Here is a 20,838-nt window from a genome sequence, read left to right on the forward strand (position 1 = left end):
GGGAGTTACTGCAAAAGTTTTTTTCCTCATTAAAAGCTGAAGTGCGCTTTTTTTAAATAAAAGGCATCAGTGATGCCCGCGCGTTAGGGATTGAAGCGGTAGCTCCCAATGGAACTTTGTGGAATTGGGACTATAAGCATAAAGCCCGGCCCCGAGTTTTGCGAGGGGAAACGCCCAAAGAAATATGAGAAAATCAAGAACCTCAGGGCAAGCCCACGAGGTATGTCCCGATGGTTCGGGAGGAAAATACTTTAAACATTTGAGGCAAGTCCGCCTGAATGTTTCGTGCAGGCCTCGGAGAACCTGCCCAGCCGGTCAGGCGGGTTAAGCCCTCAATGAGGGATTAAAGAAAGAAATCCCAGACAACACCAAATCTCACCAAGAAATCTCGATGAGGATGCTCTGGTGCAGCGAAATTATTATTACCGTCTATTAAAGAATTGAGATGTTCCAGCTTAAAAAAGATCCTGGTTTGTTTCACTTTTGCATTAAAAAAGAGATCTACTACAGGGAAGGCTCCATACTTCTGCTCATTCTGCACATAAAATTCTGCTAAAACAGGATCGTAGCCATCCATTTGGTAGCTAGTGAAATATTTTAATGTTAAACCTGTTTGCACATATAGGGCTCGCTTGAACCAATGGTCTTTATAATATAGCGAATTGCGGGTAGTGAGATCAGGAATATTTAAAACCCCGTCGCCATTTAGCACTTGTTGATACATCACTGTATTGTTTAAAGCAAACTTCCCGTACTGAAACTCTTTACTAGCCTTTACTTTAAAGTAACTGATCTCTCCACTCTCTTGGAAGGGTCTTGTTAATCCCTCTTCGTTTGCTGAGAAATAGGCATAGTTTGTTATTCGGGTAAAACTGGCATCTACATTTGCCCAATTAGTTGATTCTAGTTTTAAAGATAAACTTTGAGTATTGGTATTATCAAAATCGTTTTGCCAGTTGTAATTAATATAATCACTTTGATATAACTGAAAATTGAAATTAGGCGCACTTTCATTACTTCTAAGCTCAGCTTTGACCTGATTCTTCTTATTGATAAAATAATCTGCTCCGGCCATGAAATTATGGCCACTAAAGTCGCCAGCTACATTCACCATAAAATCACCATACATTTTTAGAGGTCCAAAGTTTTTAAAATACTCAGCTCCGGCGGCATAATTCTCACCGATAATTCTATTGGTAATAGTTTGATCTTCTAAAATAAAAATTGAGTTGTAACCATAATCATAATGGGTTATCCCCGCTTTTATCTTTAGCTCCCCAAGCGTGGTGTTAGCATAGGTAACACCCGCAACATTATCTATGTTCCTTAATTTTACTTTATCGTTAAGATTGGTAGTTTTAAAGGATTCTCCAAACAAGGCAACTGGTGAGTCTTGCCTAAAAATATATTTCTTATCACTAAAATCCAGCTTATGGTCTATAGTAAGCCTATTGTTCTTCCCATTTGCAAGATCATATTCTTGAACCAGAAAGAAACGCTTACCAAATAAGACATTTTCTGCATTTTCAAATTTTACTTCTAAAATAGACCTATCGTCAAACTCTGGTTCTTTACCAATATATTGAGCTAATGCCTGCTCTGTCAATCCGCCATTTTCTCGATTCAGCAAATCTAGAGATACGAAATGAGTTTTAAGTCTATACTTATTATTAAGTGTTGCGTAATTAAATGTTGCTCTAAAATTTCCGGTACTTGTTAGTACATTCTGAAATTTACCTAGTGAACGTAATCCTTTATAGGCAACAGAAAAATTTAATCGCTCTGAGGTGTTGATCGTGAAAAAGGCATCTAGGGTTTGCCCTTGTTCTGGAACGGTTTTAAAATAAAGCTCGGTAAGAGGGGTCGGGACCTTATAATAGTAGATGTCGTCTGCTTCCATAAAATTATAATGCCTAGCTCTAGCACCAATTTCTGGGATTAGATCTCTGTCATTAAAATTATATGCTAGCTTATTATAGGTTTGCCCAACATTAGCAAAAGGGACTAACTCGAAATTATCTTTTCTAAGATAATTGAATTTATAATCCTTTTCTATAGTTAGGGTAGTATCTACATAGGTGGAATCACCAGAGACAGAAAAAATCTTGTAGGCTGTGATGGGTGGTTTTGGTACAGTGTCTTTTTGTGTGGTATTGCTGATCTCATCATCTCCCTGAGATCCACCGCCGCCCAATCCAAGTTTTCTTTGTCCAAATGAACAAATTGAAAAAATTAAAAAAAATATAATAATAAGCTTTCTCATGAAATTTAAATGTAAAGCAAAAATATAATAATTCCATTAAGGCAGCTGTAGTTTATTGAAACAAAAAAAACCACCCAAATTGGGTGGTTTTAAATATTAAAATAAAATGAATTTATATTTTCTGAAGAGTTACAGTATACTCACCAAATGCTCCTAAAGCACCAGTAAAAGATAACTTTTCATTACAAGAATCAGTTTTTGAAGAGGCAAAAACCAGTGGTCTACCAAAAACCATTGTATCATCAGGAATAGTGAAACCCCCTGTTGCAGGATCAAAAGTTAACACTGAACCGCCAGTGATATTTCCACTGGCATCGATAAGAACAAGACTATTCCCTGATGCATCATCAGGATTCAAAGCTAACTCTACAGGGAATGATTCACCTTCAAGGAAACTAAAGCCTGCATTAGACCCAGCTGTAAAAACTTCACTCGCATCGAATGTACCAACAAATCGATTAATATCGAAAGGACACACTTTGGATACTGTCAAAGTTAATGGATTTCCCGTAGAATAAGTACCGGTTTTTTCCAACATCAAAATAAGAGTTCCTCCACTGTTTGCCAATCCATCATCTGCAAGATTAACTGTAAAGGTTACCTCATTAGAATTAGCCGGTACTGTTACAGAACTAGGAAAATCATACACAGAACCAGGCAATGTTGAAGTAGCGTCCACAACAAGATTAAAAGTTCTATCGGTTCCTACTTTATTACCAGTATAAATGGTAACCTCTCTCGAGTTAGAACCGTTCTCTTGAACATCGATAGCAATTGAATTGCTATCGAAAGTCACATAATTAGGCTCTACAAAATCATCATCATAATCACAACTTGTAACAAGCCCGAGTGATAACAGAACTACGAATAATTTTAAAAAGTGTTTTATCATTTTTATAGTTTTTATATCGATTAGTTATTTTGAGTACTAACGAAAGGATTAAAAAGAATTTCCGCTTCAGGAATCTCAAAAGTCAATCTTTCATCATTAAAAGGAATAGACTCCCCTACAGAAGAAAGGTGATTTGCTCCTCTTACTACTGTACCTTTATTTCTCTTCAAAGCTAAATAACTTTTTCCTTCACCCCATAATTCAATTCTTGTTTGAAGATATACCTCGTTAACAAGTGCAGCACCAGAAAGTGCATCAACATAAGCAGTATCATCTAAACGTAAGTCTAAAAGAGCTAATAAAGAAGTTCTTGCTTCAGAATCCATTCCTAAGTTTGCATTCGCTTCAGCGTTAAGAAGGTACATTTCAGCAACTCTCATATAGATTAAATCTGCTGTAACAATCTGAGATGCTCCCCTTGGTTCCCTTGCTTCATCGAAAAATTTATTAAAAGGCTGTAAGTAATTTGAACTAGTAGTAGTTTGATTAAATTGGTTTTTTCTAATATCACCATCTCTAAGCTGTGCATAAAGACCCGCATCTATAGCTTTGTTATCACCAAATCCGGCATAACTATAAGAAAAGTAGTCCATTTGACCCCACCAGGAAACCAATCCTACACCAGAATCTGTAGTAAGATCTACACCCCACATCCAACCTGAAGTATTTACATCATTGAAACCTCCGCCGTATGGCGCTGTAGGCTCACCGTCTTCATCCAAACCATCGTGAGACATAAAAACTGCTTCTTCTCGACTTACAATTGAGTAGCCACCAGTGGTAATGACATCATTCGTAAGTGTTTTAACCTCTTGCCATTCTCCTTTAGCAGCGTGAACATAGGCTAAAATACCTTTTGCTACATCCTGATTAACCTGATTTTTTGCAGTACGGCCAAACCCATCAAGTAAGGTAATAGCATCATTTAAATCCTTTTCTATTTGGTCATATATAACAGAGGCCGCCAATTTAGGGCCATTTTCATCTGCAGGATCAAGATAAATAGGAAGAATTTCCTGTGCAGGATCATAAGCATTCTGGAAATACTGAGTCAGGTAAAAATATGAATGAGCTCTTAAAGCTTTAGCCTGACCCATAATATATTTGTTAGCTTCTGATTCTGGCACTACATCATTTCCTCCAAGCCCTGCAATTACAACATTTGTAGATCTAATAATACGATAGTAGTATCTCCAAGGTTGATAATTTGTTTGTCTTGTAAAATCAAGCGGCGCCTGAAATTCTGTGATATCAGCACGATACCATCCAAATGAACTTACAGAAAGAGCTGCGTCTCCAGATAACATATCTCCAAAGACATCATATGCCTTTTGACCAAAATCTGTATGGCTTGTAGTTCCTCCTGATCCGGATTGAAACATCAATGAATAAATCCCTGCCAAAGTTCCTTCAAGAACAGCTGGATTATCTACGGCAGCCCTTTCAACCTGATCTGCAGTAAGAAACTGAGATGGCTCTTTTTCTAAGTAGTCATCACTACAACTCACTCCAAAGAGTAGTATAGCAGCAACTCCTGTTAATTTTAATAAATTTTTCATTTTCATTTTTTTTAGAATTTAACTCTTACACCCATTGTAAAAGTGGTAAGTGGTGCATATAAACGACGTCCTGAGTTACCTGTTTCAGCAGTATTTGGTAGAAAACCTTTTCTTGCAGTCTCAGCAAATAAATTATCCCCAGACAAGAATAAATTTACATAATCTATTCCACTATTTCCCAACATTTCTTCGTTTACAGTATATCCCAACAATACGTTATTAAGGGCAAGATAGTCTGTACTTGTTACAAAACGATCTGAAGTAGATGTTCCATTCACTAATCTGTTATCTGTAAGTGCAGGCACACTAGTAATATCACCTGGATTTTGCCATCTGTTAAGGATGTCTGTATGATAGTTATTTCCTACAGCACCAAAACGATCACTCATTAACTCACCATATTGAGCGTCATATCCATGTCCTCCAAGGCTATAAATAAACTGAGAAGAGAAATTAAAGTTTTTGTAGTTTCCTCCTAATCTGAAACCTCCTCTTACATCTGGAATACCAGATTTATCTATATATTTATCTGTAGCATTTGCATAAGTTCTAGTAATAGTTCTTGCAATAACAGCATCTGGGTTTTCAGCTAAATAAGGGGTCAAAGAGTTAATTCCCTCTTCACCAGTATCTAACAAGCCATTGCCGTTTGCATCATTAAAATATTGATACCAAAGTGGAGCTCCATTAGATGGATCTACACCTGCATATTCCCTTACGTAAATATCGAAAATTGAACGACCTTCAGAATATGCAAAAACACCTTGAGGATCTAATATTCTTTCTTCCCCAGTAGAAGGGTCAAGAGGCATTGTGGTAATTTCGTTGGTAAGAATTTCACCATTTATATTTAGGTTCAAGTTAAAATCTTCAGACCTAAACATATGACCAGTTACATTAAATTCTAACCCGGTGTTTCTTAAATCTCCATCATTAACTACAACAATTGCGATTCCCTGTGATGGTCCAACTCTTCTATTAAATATTTGGTCTGTAGTATTTTTGACGTAATAATCAACCGAAGCATCTAACCATCTTCCCAAGCTAAACTCAGTACCTACCTGAAACATTTTTGAAGTTTCCCAAGTTAAATTTGGATTACCATTGTCTCTTGCAGAAAGTGAAATACCGTCATTAAGGTTGTTGATATTGAATGTGTCATAACCAGGATAATATACAGGGTTACCATTAGCATCCGTCTGAGCTTCATCACCTAGAATACCATAAGATGTTTTTAATTTAAAGAAACTAACTATATCATTATTATATAGGAAGTCCTCATTAGAAACGATCCATGCAGCACCTACAGAACCAAAAGTACCCCATTTTTCATTGACGAATCTTGAAGAACCATCACGACGTACAGATCCAGTTAGGTAGTATCTATCTAAGAAATCATAATTAACCTGACCAAAGTAAGATTCAATTGATCTACCTTCATTATATCCTGAATCAGGACTAGGCGAAACAACATAATTATTTAACTCATAAATATCTGCAGCTACCGCTTTTGTTTTGAAAGCATCATTATAATTTCGCTCGAAATCATTTGATTCGTGAGCAGCCAAAACTTCAATAGTATGATCTCCAAATTGTTTGCTATAACGTAACAACTGAAGGAAATTCGTAGTTAATCTTTCATTGTCTTGCTTAAATATAGTACCTCCATCTCCTACGGCAGTACCATAGAATGGGTTTTGAACGTCAGTTCTTCTATCCATAGAGTATTGAGCACCAAATCTAGTTTCAAATTTTAAATCTTGAGTAATGTCAAAATCCAATGAAAAGCTCCCGTTTAGTTCGTTTCTTTCTGTTCCATCAAAATCATATAAAGCAGATCCAATTGGATTTAAATTATCAGACTGTGGTCTAGTTCTAAATCCAGATGAACTTCCATAATCTATTTGACTACCTCCAAAAATAGGATCTGGAACCAATTCACCATTATCATCTCTTAAGAATACGCCGAAAATTGGCGCAGTTTTATCAGCAAATTCAAAGACATTCTCAGAACCTACAGTTTGCCCATTGTTTAAACTTTCAGAATAAGCATAACCAATGTTAGCCCCAACCTTTAACCATTCTTTAACTTGAGTATTAACATTTAAACGAGTGGTATATCTGTCATACCCAGTGTTTATTGCATACCCGTCATCATTAAGATATCCAACAGAAGCAAAATAAGTAGTTTTCTCGTCACCACCACCAAAACGAACATTCGCTTCAGTTCTAATAGCTGAATTAAAAGCCTCATCTATATAACTTTCAGGAGTATACCTTCTTGTCACTCCTTCACGAATCAATCCTGTCGCAGGATCTATCAATTCTGCACCATTAGCTACATTAAAAAGATTATATCCAACAGGAATATAGTTGTCAGAAAAAAGCTCTGAGCTAGCAAAAGCTGCAGGATTCGGGCGCCCGTTTATAACCGCACGGTTGAAAATACCTTCATACACCAACTCAGTATAAGTTTCAGGAGAACGAAGCACGTCATAACGAGGGATTATTTGGTCGTTAATACCTGTTCTTACATCAACTTCAATATAATCATCGCCTGTACTAGAACCAGATTTAGTTGTGATCAACACTACCCCATTTGCACCCCTAGAACCATAAATTGCGGTTGCAGATGCATCTTTTAAAATAGTTGTAGTTTTAATATCTGATGGATTAATCGAGTTAAGACTTCCAGTGAAAGGAACACCATCTAAAACGTAAAGCGGATCACGGTTTCCATTAACCGATCCAAAACCTCTAATTCTAATTGTAGAAGTAGTACCAGGCTGACCAGAGGTATTAATAACATTCACCCCTGCAACCTCACCCGCAAGTGCTTGAGTAATATTCGAAACAGCTTTTACCTCAAGGTTTTCAGCAGATATTGTTGTTGCTGTTCCTGCAAAGGATTGTTTGGTAGCTGTACCATACCCAACTACAATAACTTCGTCTAATGCCGCAGCATCTACAGCTAAGGTAACGTCAACGACATTGCTAGCTCCTAAAGTAACTTGTTTTTTAGCAAACCCTACGTAACTAAACACTAAGATTTGACCTGTAGAAGTTTGGATGGAGTAATTACCATCAAAATCTGTTTGAGTACCATTGTTTGTACCTTGAACGATTACGTTTACACCCGGAAGTGATATGCCGTCTTCATCCGTTACCGTACCTGTAACGGTTTTGTCTTGTGCAAAGGTTAATTGCACCATGAACACTAAAAATAGTGTTAGAATTCCATTTAATTTTTTTTCCATTATTTTGTTAATTTGAATTAGCCAGCGCCAAAAATCCTAATAAATATTGAATAAAACAATATTATTTGAACCTTTGATGTGTTAAAATCTTAACACTACGCTATTCGTTAGATGCATTAATTACTAGAAGGTTGCGTGATATAATAAAAAAAATGTAAAATTTGTAAAATGTTATTGAATTCCTTTAATAAAAGCGGCGTAGAATGTGGAACCGATGAAGCCGGGAGGGGATGTCTTGCAGGGCCAGTGACTGCAGCAAGTGTTATACTTCCCAAGAAGTTTAAAAACACCATATTAAACGATTCAAAAATAGTTAAAACCAGTAATAGAAATATTTTAAAAAAAATTATCGAAGAAGATGCTATTTCTTTCGGAATTTCACATGTCTTTAATAAAGAGATCGATAAAATCAATATTTTAAACGCCTCTATCCTAGGAATGCATAAAGCGATCTTCAACATGCATCTTGTCCCAGATCATATACTGGTGGATGGAAATAGATTTAAAGTTTACAATAACATTCCCCATCTATGCGTAATAAAAGGGGATGGGAAATATTTGAATATTGCTGCTGCCTCCATTTTGGCTAAGACCTATAGAGATGAATTTATGAATTTAATTCACGAAGAGTTCCCAATGTATAACTGGAAACAGAATAAAGGCTATCCAACAAAGGAGCATAGAGCTGCCATTAAGAAATACGGAGTAACAAAATATCATCGATTAAGTTTTAAATTGCTGCCCGATCAGTTAAAATTAGACTTATAACTTAGTACTTTTGTCTAAATCAATTTTATATGACCAGATTATTGACAGCCTTATTGGTTGTTTTTACTTTAATCTCCTGTGAGAAAGCAGAAAATTATTCCTCTGACCTGTTTAACTTTGTCCCGGAGAATTCCTACTATATTATTTCTTCAAATAATGTTCCTGCTTTTATAGCGAAAATAGATAGCTCTACTTTTTTTGATAAGGATAAATTACAATCTGGGTTTAATATTATAGCCCTTAGAGAATACACTAATCTTCTTATACCCTCTAAATCATTAATTGCTTTTTCAAGAAAAGATTCTGTCAGCTATAATTATCTTATAATTGTTGAAGCTAAAAAAGACACTTTGGTTCTTAAGAAGCATCCTAATTTCTCTATTGAAAGCATTTCTACAGAGGAGCTGGATTACAAGAAGATCACAATAGATAATAATATAACTTATTCTGTCTTTATAGATAATACGATATTAGCTAGCTCTTCTAAAACTTTGCTAATTGATGCTATAAATCATTCACAATCCCAAGATAACCGCACAGAATCTTTTCAAAAGGCAATTGCCGGAGCATCCTTAGATAAAACTTCCATTTTTATAAACCATTCCGCAGCTAAATTTAAAACTCAGAAAAACAGTGTTCCTAATAAACTTTTGGGTACACCTATTTCAGACTGGAGTGTTGTAGACTTGGATCTTTCGTCCAAAAAAATGAACTTCAACGGGATTGCTGTCTCTAATAAAGATTCTGAAAATATTCTGGAGATTTTTAAAAATGTCCAACATCAAAAAAATGAACTTCAGAATATCGTACCGATTTCTGCTAACGGATTCTATTCGTTCACTTACAAAGAGTTCAAAAATGTAGATGCTAATCTGAAGAAATTTAAAAAGGACAGTCTGATATTGAACAACAATAACCTTTTGAATTTTACTAAGGAAGCTGGCCTAATTTATTTAAAAGAAGATATAGCTATAGCTTTAAATACTACCGATGCGCAACTGGCAAAAGAAACCTTGCCAAGTTCTGATGCCATGGCAACTGATTATCGCGGAGTTTCGATTTATTCTATTTCTGAAAACACCGATTTAAAATTCTTAGAGCCATTAATTCCTTCAGAAGGAGTTACCAAATATGCCTTTATTGAGAACTTCCTGGTGTATTCTAAAAATCAGGGAACCTTGGAATTGATAATTAGCAATTATCAGAATAACACTACTTATGCTAAACATGAATCCTTTCTTGCTCTTCAAGCAGATCTAGCTGAATCTTCTTCTTTGTTGATTGTAAGCACACCTAACCTAACAAAGGATAAAAATTACAAGTCTCTCCCAATTCAAATCACAAATTCTTTATCCGAATATTTTGACAAGGACTATAACTTTTTAGCTATACAGTATGTAAAAAGTGATGGTTTTTCCCATATACATGGCTCGGTAACTAATGCTGGTTCAGACAAAAGTGAGGGTATTCAAGAGACAGTTACCATCTCTTTGCCAGAATCTATATCGGGTGAGCCGTTCTTGTTTTCAATTTCCAACAAAATAAATGCAATTGTATTTCAAGACATAAACAATGTATTATATGCAGTTTCGAGCCAAGGAACAACACTTTGGAAAAAACAATTGGAGAGCAAAATATTAGGAGAGATACAGCAAATAGACATTAATAAGAATGGCAGCCAACATCTAGCTTTTGCAACTTTAAATAATTTTTTCGTGATAGATGCTAAGGGAAAAGAAACCCGTGGATTCCCTTTAAAATTTAATGATCTCATTACACAACCACTTGCCATATTCGATTATGACAACAACAGAAATTACCGATTTGTGATCACACAAAAGAACAAGCTGCTTATGTATGATGCAAAAGGCAATTCGGTAAATGGGTTCGATTTTAAAGGTGCTACTTCTGAAATAATTCAGCCACCAAAACATATCAGGATAAACAACAAGGATTATATCGTGGTTCCTGAACAGAATGGAAAACTACATATATTAAGTAGACAAGGAAAAGAACGTATTACTGTAAAGGGAAAAATAGATTTTTCTGAAAGTGCTTGGTATGAGAACAGCAATAGTTTTGTATCCCTTGCCGAGGATGGCAAATTGCTGAAGATAGATTCCAATGGAAAAATAAGTAAAGTTCAAGTTAAGGCTAGTAATGGCTTGAAAATTACAGCAAATGAAAATGTATTGGTGTTACTCTCTACTAATATATTAAAGATCAATAACAGAGAAATCCAGTTGGACTTTGGACTTTATACAGAGCCTTCTATATATAAGTTTGAAGGAAAAAGCTATATATCTATTGCAGATACCCAAGCTAAAAAAGTATATCTCTTTAATGAAAACGGAGAACTGATGCCTAATTTCCCAACCTATGGTGTTGGTATTTCAGGTGTAGCAAGCGCCAAGCAAGGAGTTTCCAAAACTGCCTTAATTTTGGGAGAAGGAAATGAAGTTATACTTTATAATTTTTAGTCTCAAATAATTACTGATTGTCCGCTTTTGTTTCAGTGAGTTGTTTTCAACTAATTCATACCAGATGTTACCAGTCATGCTGAGACCTGTGATAAAAAATTATCTAGCGTAGGTTTTTGACGTATGATTGTTTCCAGCTGATTTATCTTATTAAGAACTTCTTTTTTGCAAGTGTAGTACTTCCAAGGCGTAAAATTTTCGAAGCCTTGGAGAAAATTTAGCCGTGGAAGTACGGTTCAAATTATGCGGTAGCATAATTGGAAACACCTACAAAAAAGTGTCCTTTTTTTGGTTCGTTTTTTTGGACACGCAAAAAAATGAACAATCTTAAAAATTAAACAGATCATTACCGACTAAAAGGAGTGTTTTCCAATCTCTTGAAATCACCTCAATCATAACAAAAAGCGTATTAAAAACTTGCAAAGAATTAGGTGTGTCAATTATCTATAAATCCGCAACTTATATAATACGTCAATGGTAACTTGTTTCAGCATCTCAAATATGTGGTATAAGACCCTGAAACTCCCGATGGTTCGGGGCTGGGTGACGTGACCATTTCCAGATAGGATAATTTGGTCACTGGACTCAAGACGGATAGACGAAATAATTATTATAAATATTGCAATTTTTCATGATTTAGCTTAATTTTATATTTATTCAATGGATTGACTTATAGATAGTTAAAGCTTTAATGGTTAATATCAAAAACATTCCCCATTTATTAAGCTTCAGTCAATTGACTGTTTTCTGAAGTCTTTACACTTCCCTATCATACTCCCATACACTCACAAAACTAATTAGATATTGACTAAACTTTGCATTATGAAAGCCTTTGCATTAATATTTCTGACGGTAATAAGCAGTTTTATTGGCTTTGCGCAAGACTGTAATACTTATTTTGCCATGGAAGAGGGCATCTCTTCACAAATTACTTCTTACGATAAAAAAGATAGGCCTGTTGCTATAGTGGTTTATAAAATTACTGATGTACGTAATGAAAACGGCGCAAAAATAGCCAAAATCTCTTCTACTGTAAAAGATGAAAAAGGAGAACTAATCGCTACAGCCGATTATGATGTAAGTTGCAAAGGAGATAAGATCTCTATAGATTTTAAGTCTATGATGAGTCCGCAGTTATTTGAACAGTACAGTGATATGGATTTTGAGATCACTGGAAATGATATTGAGATCCCAAATAATTTAAGTGTGGGTGATAAACTCCCTGATTCTAATATGGAAATGACCATGAATATGGGCGGAATGAAAATGAATGTGGCTATGAAAGACAGAAGCGTCACTGGAAAAGAATCTGTTACTACACCTGCTGGCACTTTTGATTGCGTGGTAATAACCTATACTTCAGAGTTTAAAATGGGCATGACTACGAGTGGTACTGCTAAACAATGGCTTTCCAAAGTTGTAGGGATGGTAAAGCAGGAAGACTATAATGGGAACAGAAAACTAACCAGCAGTAGTCTGCTTACGGCTTTTAATAAGTAAAAATTAATTTGAAGCTTTAAGCTGTGCTTCAAAAACAGTAGAAAAATGCTGTAATAGTTTTTTTTCAACTTCAGCAAGATCAACATTCCTTACTCCTAACTCTACATTTAAAGAAGTAACGGATTTTCCCCGAATTCCGCAGGGAATTATATTATCAAAATAACCAAGATCTGCATTTATATTCAGTGCAAAACCATGCATAGTTACCCAGCGGCTGGCACGAACTCCCAGTGCACAGATCTTTCTGGCAAATGGCGTTCCTACATCCAACCAAACTCCTGTTTCACCTGGACTTCTATCTGGTTTTAAGCCGTATTCCTTTAAAGTTAGAATAATGACTTCCTCTAAAAAACGCAGATATTTATGTATATCGGTGAAAAAATTATCGAGATCCAAAATTGGATATCCCACTAGTTGTCCCGGGCCGTGATAGGTAATATCTCCACCACGATTTATCTTATAATATTTGGCATTCTTTTCTTCAAGCTGAGCTTCGGTAAGTAATAAGTGCTCAAGATCGCCACTTTTGCCCATAGTATACACATGAGGATGCTCTACCATCAACAAATAATTTGGGGTTTCCAGAGAAAGTTCTTCTCTCCTATTCCTGATCTTTAGGTCTACAATAGATTGAAATAACTGCTCCTGATACTCCCAAGTTTCTTTATAATCTTTTAATCCAAGATCTTGAACCTCTACCAATTTGTTCATTGTTTCCCTTTGTTTAAAATAATTAAGGCTGCAATCACTCCTGGAATCCAACCCAGCAAAGTTAGAATGAGCACAATTAAAATAGATCCACATCCTTTGTCATATACTGCCAATGGGGGAAACAACACCGATAGAACAACTCTCCAAACACTCATTAATCCTTCTTTTTTATCTTGAACGCACAAAGATACCAATTAATAATTGCTGAAAATATCTCCTTTTTATTCTTTGTCACAGAAAAACTTGTCACTTATGTTTTGGACTAATAATCTTAACCCCATTGTCTTTTTTTATCTGCCCTTCATTTAGCTCACTGTTTCTATTTTAATGGAGTTCGTGAACCTTCGGTTTCTTTTGCTGTGCTTTCCTCTCGCTTCACTCGTCGGAAGCAATCAGAAACGAAGCAAAGAACCCGCCTGAACATTTCGGGCAGGAAGGACGCATTTTTTAAGGAATTTTTTGGCAAAAAAACCAAAAACCGTGCTGAAATTCCCGCGGAACAACGATTGAAAAAATCGTCGCTCCTGAATCTCGGGAATTTCAGCACATATTCTACAAAAAAGGAGTAAAAAAACCAACTTTCAGATAGCAGTGATTCTTTCTAAATGATATGATTTTCAAATTGACTAGTTAAGTGAATGTCATTATATTTGCAACTTCTTATCCCTGAAGATAAGACACAAATTAAAAGACATCATGCAGCTATCTGAACAAGAAATTGTAAGAAGGGAAAAATTAGCTTCTCTTAGAAAATTAGGCATCAATCCTTATCCGGCAGATCTGTTTCCGGTAGATCATACAAGTGCCAAGATCAAATCTAATTTTGAAGAAGGCAAGAAGGTAGTTGTTGCAGGGCGATTAATGTCCAGAAGAATTCAAGGAAAGGCATCTTTTGCAGATATCCAGGATTCTACAGGAAAGATCCAGGTATATTTCAACAGAGATGAAATTTGTCCTGATGAAGATAAAAGTAAATACAACGACGTATATAAAAAATTACTGGATATCGGTGATTTTATAGGGATCCACGGAGAGCTTTTTACCACACAAGTAGGAGAAAAAACGATCATGGTAAAGGAATTTTCCTTGCTTAGTAAAGCATTGCGTCCATTACCACTTCCTAAAACAGATAAAGAAGGTCACATTTTTGATGAATTCAATGATCCGGAGCAACGTTATAGGCAGCGTTATGCAGATCTTGTAGTGAATCCTAAAGTGAAAGAGGTTTTTGTAAAAAGAACCAAGCTTTTCAATGCCATGCGTAATTTCTTTAATGACGCAGGTTATTTTGAAGTTGAAACTCCGGTACTTCAGCCAATTCCGGGTGGAGCGGCGGCAAGACCGTTTATGACGCATCACAATGCATTGGATATGCCACTTTATATGCGAATTGCGAACGAATTATATCTTAAAAGATTGATCGTTGGTGGTTTTGATGGGGTTTATGAGTTCTCAAAAAACTTCAGAAATGAAGGAATGGATAGAACGCATAATCCTGAATTTACAGCCATGGAGATCTATGTAGCTTACAAAGATTACAATTGGATGATGGAATTCTGTGAGCGACTTTTAGAACATTGTGCAATAGCTGTGAACGGAACAACAAAAGCCACTTTCGGGAAACATGAAATAGATTTCAAAGCACCGTATGCAAGAGTAACTATGGCAGACTCCATTAAACATTTTACTGGTTTTGATATTACCGGAAAGAGTGAATCTGAAATACGTCAGGCCGCCAAAGATCTTGGAGTTGATGTTGATGATACTATGGGTAAAGGGAAGCTTATAGATGAGATATTTGGTGAAAAATGTGAGGGCAATTATATTCAGCCAACCTACATTACAGATTACCCAAAAGAAATGAGCCCCTTATGTAAAGAGCATAGAGATAATCCGGAATTAACGGAACGATTTGAATTGATGGTTTGTGGAAAAGAAATAGCTAATGCCTATTCTGAATTAAACGATCCTATAGATCAACGTGAGCGTTTTGAGCATCAGATGGAATTGGCCAAAAAAGGAGATGATGAAGCTACCGGTGTTATAGATTATGACTTTTTACGCGCTTTAGAGTATGGAATGCCTCCAACATCTGGTATGGGTATTGGAATGGACAGATTGATCATGTATTTAACAAACAACCAATCCATACAAGAAGTGCTTTTCTTCCCTCAAATGAAGCCAGAAAAGAAAGCGACAGTTCCAAAACCTGAAGATTTTATTAAAATTGGAGTGCCACAGGAATGGGTAGATGTTGTGATGCACGAATTTTTAAGTGTTACTAAGTTGAAGGAAAATAAGGCAACACAAGTGCATCAAAAACTAAATGGTTTAAGAAAGAAAAATAAATTGCCCGTTGCTGCGCTTCAGTTAGAAGAAGTAGAAAAATGGTTCTAAAATGTTAATTTTTCAGTTTATTTCTGAATAAATTAAACCTTTTCAAAATATTTCAGTCTAAAGGCTACCAAAGGTAGTCTTTTTTCGTTTTAAATTTCGGTAAAGTAATTCTACTTCTTATATTCAAAATTATTAAATTAAAACACCTTACATGACAAAACAGTTTTCCCACAAGCTATTATTAATAGCCTTGTCAATCTCTGTTTCCGGTTGTGCCGTTTTTCAGCCTAAAGAAAAAAAGGCATCGGCGCAAACAGAAGCAAAATCGGAATCTAAAGACAAAAATGGTATTAAACCTTATGACAAGGTAATTACCAAAGAAGCTAAATCTGACAAAGGTTTATTTACCATCCACAAAGTAGAAGACAACTATTTTTACGAAATCCCTGACAGTCTCTTTAATCGGGAAATGCTTATGGTTACCCGTATAGCCCAAACTGCCGCTGGTATTGGTTTTGGTGGCGGGAAACAGAATGAGCAGGTTTTACGCTGGGAGAAAAAAGACAAAACCGTTTTATTGAGGGTAGTTTCCCACGATGTTTATGCAGCAGATTCTCTTCCGATTCATGAGGCAGTGGTAAATTCCAACTTTGAGCCCATACTTTATTCGTTCGAAATTGAAGCTCTGCACAAAGACTCTTTAAGCAATTCCACGGTTATAAAAGTAAACGATCTTTTTAAGAAAGACGTTCAGGCTCTAGGATTTCCCGAGAGAAGCCGTAAAAATTATAAAATTACGCGTCTTGATGAGAGTAGATCTTATATAGATACTATTAGAAGTTATCCTGAAAATATTGAAGTGCGTCATGTAAAAACGTATAATTCTTCTGAACCACCTTCTAATTCAAGTACTGCTTCAATTTCAGTAAAAATGAGCAACTCGATGATCCTTCTTCCAAAGGTACCTATGGAAAGAAGATATTATGATGAAAGAGTTGGCTGGTTTACAACTGGACAGGTGGATTACGGACTAGAAGCTCAAAAAAGTGAAACTGTTCGTTACCTAGATCGTTGGAGACTTGAGGTAAAAGATGAAGATCTTGAGAAATTCAAGAATGGAGAGCTGGTTGAGCCTAAAAAACAAATTGTTTATTATATAGATAGAGCCACTCCAAAACAATGGATTCCATTTATTAAAGAAGGTATAGAAGATTGGCAAGTTGCTTTTGAAGCTGCCGGCTTTAAAAATGCCATTATAGCAAAAGATCCTCCAACAAAAGAAGAGGATCCGGACTGGAGCCCTGAAGATGCAAGATATTCTGTAGTAAGATATTTAGCTTCCCCAATTCCTAATGCAAATGGTCCTCATGTGAGTGATCCTCGTTCCGGAGAAATATTGGAATCGGATATTAACTGGTACCATAATGTAATGACTCTTTTAAGAAACTGGTTCTTTGTGCAAACAGCTGCTATAAATCCAGAAGCACAGGGTGTGGCTTTTAAAGATGAAGTAATGGGCCGCCTTATTAGATTTGTATCTTCTCACGAGGTTGGACATACATTAGGTCTTCCACATAATATGGGGAGCAGTGTTGCATATTCTGTAGAAGATCTAAGAGATCCGGAATTCACTAAAAAATATGGTACCGCACCTTCTATTATGGATTATGCCCGTTTTAATTATATCGCGCAACCTGAAGATGGAGATGTTGCTTTAATGCCGGAAGTAGGGCCATATGATAAATATGCAATAATGTGGGGTTATAAGCCCTTACCAGAAAAAAAGGGAGTAGAAGAAAAACCCGTTTTGGACGAATGGATCCTGGCAAAAGCCGATGACCCTATCTACCGTTTTGGAGCCCAGCAAAGAGGTGTTATTGATCCTACTTCACAAACCGAAGATCTTGGTGACGATGCAGTACTTGCCAGTCAATACGGAATAAAGAATCTCAAAAGAATAATTCCTAATCTTATTGAATGGACTGCAGAAGACGGTAAAGATTATGATGATCTGGAGACTATGTATGGACAGGTTTTAGGGCAGTACAATCGTTACATGGGTCACGTTGCAGCAAATATTGGTGGTGTAAAAAAATTCACCAAGACCTATGACCAGGATGGAGCTGTATATTTTCACTTAACAGCAGATAAGCAAAAGGTAGCAATGAAATTCCTTCAGGATGAATTGTTCTCTACCCCGGAATGGCTTATTGATCAGGAGATCTTTAATAAGATCGAATTTGATGGAAATGTAGAGCGTTTAAGAGGTGCTCAGGAAAGAACTTTAAACAATTTGCTAGACTTCGGAAGAATGGCAAGACTTATTGAAAACAGCGAGATAAACGGAAGAGAAGCTTATGGTCTTCTAGATATGATGAGCGAACTTAGAAACGGAGTATGGAGCGAACTTAGAAAAGGTGGCGAAATTAGCACCTACCGACGAAACCTTCAACGGGCATATATCAACAGGATGGACTACTTAATGACAGAGGAACAACAAAACAGCCGATTTAGCCGCGGAACGAATGTTGATGTTGCCCAAAGTGACATTAGACCTGTAGTAAGAGGAGAACTGGTTACTTTACAGCGTAACATTAGAAACGCGGTAGGAAGATCTAATGATCAGCTAACCCGTTATCATTTAATGGATGCTTTGGAAAGAATTGATCTAATCCTAAATCCTATTGCAAAAGGTTAATTTTTTTAAAATTTTAAGATTTAAAACGGTTGCTTTAACGGCAACCGTTTTTTTGTGTTAAAACATATTTTAACAGCTCATAAATTGCTTATTTTTAGATGTTTAAGTATTAATTAATAATTTAAATTATGAAAAAAATAAATTTAGTTTTATTGATGATCCTATTCTCCTTTCCAACTTTTGCTCAAGTAGAAAAAGAATATAAGGATAAAGACAAAGATCATATGGAAATGATGTCTCATGATGAGGATGCCACTATGTATTCTGATAAAATGGCTACTAAATTGAGTTTGAATGTGGAACAAAAAGCAGACTTAAAAAAAGCTCAACAGAAAAGATGGGAAAGCATGAAGGAGTTGAAGGCAGGTCACAGAGCAGAAATGACCGAAGAAGATGCAGAGGATATGCCACAAGAAAAAGCCGAAATGCATGAACAGAGGATGAAAATTCAGGATGACTTCAAAGAAGATATAAGAGAAATTCTTGATGATAAGCAGTTCGCAAGATGGGAAGTTATGCACAATGAAGAAATGAAAATGGATAAGGAAAAAATGATGAAGCACAAGGACAAGTCAAAAATGAAAGGGAATAAAAAAGATCATGACGATGATGGGTCAGAATATTCAGGGCAAACGCATTAAAAAAAGTTTAAGTTAATTGGGTAAAAAAGAGTGCCAATCACTTAAAAAACCAGCAGAATATTTGCTGTTTTCAGTTTAAAATATTGTATATTATACTGATAATAAATATTTTACACATTTGAAAACCGCCCAAAAACTAAAGACCATATTTGGTCAAATACCCGACTTTAGACGTTCCCACAAGCAACTTTATGATTTGGAAAGCATCCTTCTCATCGGGATCATTTCAGTAATCTGTGGGGCAGATTCATGGAACGAAATGGAAAACTATGCCAACTCAAAAGAAGAATTCCTTCGCAGCTTCCTTGATCTGCCCAATGGCATCCCTTCGCACGACACATTTAATCGCGTTTTTTCCAATATTGACAGTGATCAATTTGAAAAGTGCTTTATACAATGGGTCAGTGATCTTGCACAACTCCAGCCCAGGGAAATCATTGCCATAGATGGCAAAACAATCAGGGGTGCCAAAGCTGGCGGTAAAAAATCCCCGGTGCACATGGTCAGTGCTTGGGCAAACGACAATAATTTGGTCTTGGGACAAGTCAAGGTTTCTGAGAAGTCAAATGAGATTACTGCCATTCCAGAATTATTAAAGGCCTTGTCCATAGAAAACACCATTGTAACCATTGATGCCATGGGATGTCAGACAGAAATAGCCAAGGCCATCGTCAATAAAAATGCAGACTATATCTTGGCCGTAAAAGACAATCAACCTCAGTTGCTGGAGCATATTGAAGATGAATTTAGATTTGGGAAAACCATGGAATCAAACCTTGTCCAAGAACTGGACCATGGCAGGATAGAAACCAGGACATGCAGTGTGATCGACAACTTTCAGTTTATTGAAAAGACCAATAACTGGGAAAACCTGACAAGTGTTATAAAAATAGAAAGCAAACGTGAGTTTAAAAACTCAGAAAAGCCTGCACAACATGCAATAAGATATTATATTTCAAGTATAAAGGCCAGCTCCCAAGATTTCCAAAAGGCCATTCGTTCCCATTGGTCCATAGAAAACAAGTTGCACTGGACTTTAGATGTTGCTTTTTCAGAAGATGCTTCTAGAAAAAGAACAGGCAACTCCACTCAAAATTTCTCGATACTCAATAAAATCGCATTGAATTTGTTGAAAAATGAAAAATCATCCAAAATAGGCGTTAAAAGCAGAAGGCTCAAAGCGGGATGGGACAACCACTATCTGATAGAAGTGCTGAATCTAATGAAAGTTTAATGCGTTTGCCCTGTCAGAATATTAACCATAGTATCACATATGTTTTTAAGGTTTTTACAGAAAATGAAATGTTTAACTAATTAATCTGTAATTAATTGACAAAAGCTTCGACAATTTAAAAAGCCAATTGCAAATATTTAAAATTTGCATTCATTGTTTAGAACCCACTAAATTATTTTAGTGGGTTTTTGAATTTTAAAATGGATTCAATTTTAAACCTTTTTTAAAACTATGAGTCTAAGAAATATAGAATAAAGAATTTATTTCATATTCTAGATTATTCTACCCTACATAGCCACCTCATAAAATGAGGTGGCTTTTATATTATACTATAGTTATTAATTAAGCTTTCCTCTTTTCGGTTACAAAAACCTGAATACAACTGCTTAAAACATAATCTAACGCAAAGGCCCATAAAGTCATCCAGAAAAAGCCTACACTAGTGTATGCAGCTTCTCCCCATTTACTTAAAAAATCTTGCATAATTTTAATCTTTTA

At 35.9% G+C, this 20,838-nt stretch carries 13 protein-coding genes and 1 pseudogene; 7 read left to right on the top strand and 7 right to left on the bottom strand.

Going from position 1 to position 20,838, the window contains the following annotated elements:
* Nucleotides 1–343: 343 nt before the first annotated feature.
* The 4 genes from H033_RS0100005 to H033_RS0100020 form a co-directional block, all read right to left on the bottom strand.
* Nucleotides 344–2,263, bottom strand: a complete 1,920-nt coding sequence (locus tag H033_RS0100005; protein ID WP_026836479.1) for a putative porin — start codon at nt 2,261–2,263, stop codon at nt 344–346.
* Between the two features lie 112 nt (nt 2,264–2,375).
* On the bottom strand, nt 2,376–3,155 hold the full coding sequence (locus tag H033_RS0100010; RefSeq protein ID WP_155827659.1) for a hypothetical protein: 780 nt from the start codon (nt 3,153–3,155) through the stop codon (nt 2,376–2,378).
* A 20-nt stretch (nt 3,156–3,175) separates the two neighbouring features.
* Complete coding sequence (locus H033_RS0100015) at nt 3,176–4,714, bottom strand: RagB/SusD family nutrient uptake outer membrane protein (RefSeq protein WP_026836481.1); 1,539 nt, start codon at nt 4,712–4,714, stop codon at nt 3,176–3,178.
* A gap of 11 nt (nt 4,715–4,725) precedes the next feature.
* The gene (locus tag H033_RS0100020) at nt 4,726–7,971 is read right to left on the bottom strand and encodes a SusC/RagA family TonB-linked outer membrane protein (RefSeq protein ID WP_026836482.1); all 3,246 of its coding nucleotides are present in this window, start codon (nt 7,969–7,971) and stop codon (nt 4,726–4,728) included.
* Nucleotides 7,972–8,139: 168 nt separating this feature from the next.
* Here H033_RS0100020 and H033_RS0100025 point away from each other — a divergent pair, with 168 nt between their 5' ends.
* The 3 genes from H033_RS0100025 to H033_RS0100035 all read left to right on the top strand — a co-directional run bounded on the left by H033_RS0100025 (nt 8,140) and on the right by H033_RS0100035 (nt 12,719).
* Complete coding sequence (locus H033_RS0100025; RefSeq protein WP_026836483.1) at nt 8,140–8,739, top strand: ribonuclease HII; 600 nt, start codon at nt 8,140–8,142, stop codon at nt 8,737–8,739.
* Between the two features lie 29 nt (nt 8,740–8,768).
* Nucleotides 8,769–11,219, top strand: coding sequence for a hypothetical protein (locus H033_RS20765; RefSeq protein WP_026836484.1), 2,451 nt, complete (start codon nt 8,769–8,771; stop codon nt 11,217–11,219).
* A gap of 822 nt (nt 11,220–12,041) precedes the next feature.
* Entirely contained in the window at nt 12,042–12,719 is a 678-nt protein-coding gene (locus H033_RS0100035) for a hypothetical protein (RefSeq protein ID WP_034885963.1), read from the top strand.
* Between the two features lie 3 nt (nt 12,720–12,722).
* Here H033_RS0100035 and lipB read toward each other — a convergent pair whose 3' ends face one another.
* Both lipB and H033_RS21110 read right to left on the bottom strand, forming a co-directional pair.
* Nucleotides 12,723–13,430, bottom strand: a complete 708-nt coding sequence (gene lipB, locus H033_RS0100040) for a lipoyl(octanoyl) transferase LipB (protein WP_026836486.1) — start codon at nt 13,428–13,430, stop codon at nt 12,723–12,725.
* Complete coding sequence (locus tag H033_RS21110; protein WP_081661781.1) at nt 13,427–13,585, bottom strand: YqaE/Pmp3 family membrane protein; 159 nt, start codon at nt 13,583–13,585, stop codon at nt 13,427–13,429. Before H033_RS21110 ends, lipB begins: the two co-directional genes overlap by 4 nt.
* Before the next feature lie 541 nt (nt 13,586–14,126).
* Between H033_RS21110 and lysS the strand changes: the two genes are divergently transcribed.
* From lysS to H033_RS0100065, 4 genes are all read left to right on the top strand, one after another.
* Complete coding sequence (gene lysS, locus H033_RS19215) at nt 14,127–15,827, top strand: lysine--tRNA ligase (RefSeq protein ID WP_034885964.1); 1,701 nt, start codon at nt 14,127–14,129, stop codon at nt 15,825–15,827.
* Between the two features lie 151 nt (nt 15,828–15,978).
* Complete coding sequence (locus H033_RS0100055) at nt 15,979–18,465, top strand: zinc-dependent metalloprotease (protein ID WP_026836487.1); 2,487 nt, start codon at nt 15,979–15,981, stop codon at nt 18,463–18,465.
* Between the two features lie 128 nt (nt 18,466–18,593).
* Entirely contained in the window at nt 18,594–19,106 is a 513-nt protein-coding gene (locus H033_RS0100060) for a hypothetical protein (RefSeq protein ID WP_026836488.1), read from the top strand.
* 118 nt (nt 19,107–19,224) lie between these two features.
* A complete protein-coding gene (locus H033_RS0100065) occupies nt 19,225–20,340 on the top strand; it encodes an ISAs1 family transposase (protein WP_026836489.1) in 1,116 nt (371 codons plus the stop codon).
* A 351-nt stretch (nt 20,341–20,691) separates the two neighbouring features.
* On the opposite strand, the pseudogene H033_RS21515 reads toward H033_RS0100065, so the two are convergent.
* Nucleotides 20,692–20,823, bottom strand: a pseudogene (locus H033_RS21515) (permease); the annotation flags it as partial.
* Nucleotides 20,824–20,838: the final 15 nt, after the last annotated feature.

The sequence above is a fragment of the Gillisia sp. JM1 genome (assembly GCF_000424645.1).
Classification (GTDB): Bacteria; Bacteroidota; Bacteroidia; order Flavobacteriales; family Flavobacteriaceae; genus Gillisia.

Coding starts and splice junctions, on each gene's coding strand:
- H033_RS0100005 (WP_026836479.1), bottom strand. CDS start 2,263: ATGAGAAAGCTTATTATTATATTTTTTTTAATTTTTTCAATTTGTTCA.
- H033_RS0100010 (WP_155827659.1), bottom strand. CDS start 3,155: ATGATAAAACACTTTTTAAAATTATTCGTAGTTCTGTTATCACTCGGG.
- H033_RS0100015 (WP_026836481.1), bottom strand. CDS start 4,714: ATGAAAAATTTATTAAAATTAACAGGAGTTGCTGCTATACTACTCTTT.
- H033_RS0100020 (WP_026836482.1), bottom strand. CDS start 7,971: ATGGAAAAAAAATTAAATGGAATTCTAACACTATTTTTAGTGTTCATG.
- H033_RS0100025 (WP_026836483.1), top strand. CDS start 8,140: ATGTTATTGAATTCCTTTAATAAAAGCGGCGTAGAATGTGGAACCGAT.
- H033_RS20765 (WP_026836484.1), top strand. CDS start 8,769: ATGACCAGATTATTGACAGCCTTATTGGTTGTTTTTACTTTAATCTCC.
- H033_RS0100035 (WP_034885963.1), top strand. CDS start 12,042: ATGAAAGCCTTTGCATTAATATTTCTGACGGTAATAAGCAGTTTTATT.
- lipB (WP_026836486.1), bottom strand. CDS start 13,430: ATGAACAAATTGGTAGAGGTTCAAGATCTTGGATTAAAAGATTATAAA.
- H033_RS21110 (WP_081661781.1), bottom strand. CDS start 13,585: ATGAGTGTTTGGAGAGTTGTTCTATCGGTGTTGTTTCCCCCATTGGCA.
- lysS (WP_034885964.1), top strand. CDS start 14,127: ATGCAGCTATCTGAACAAGAAATTGTAAGAAGGGAAAAATTAGCTTCT.
- H033_RS0100055 (WP_026836487.1), top strand. CDS start 15,979: ATGACAAAACAGTTTTCCCACAAGCTATTATTAATAGCCTTGTCAATC.
- H033_RS0100060 (WP_026836488.1), top strand. CDS start 18,594: ATGAAAAAAATAAATTTAGTTTTATTGATGATCCTATTCTCCTTTCCA.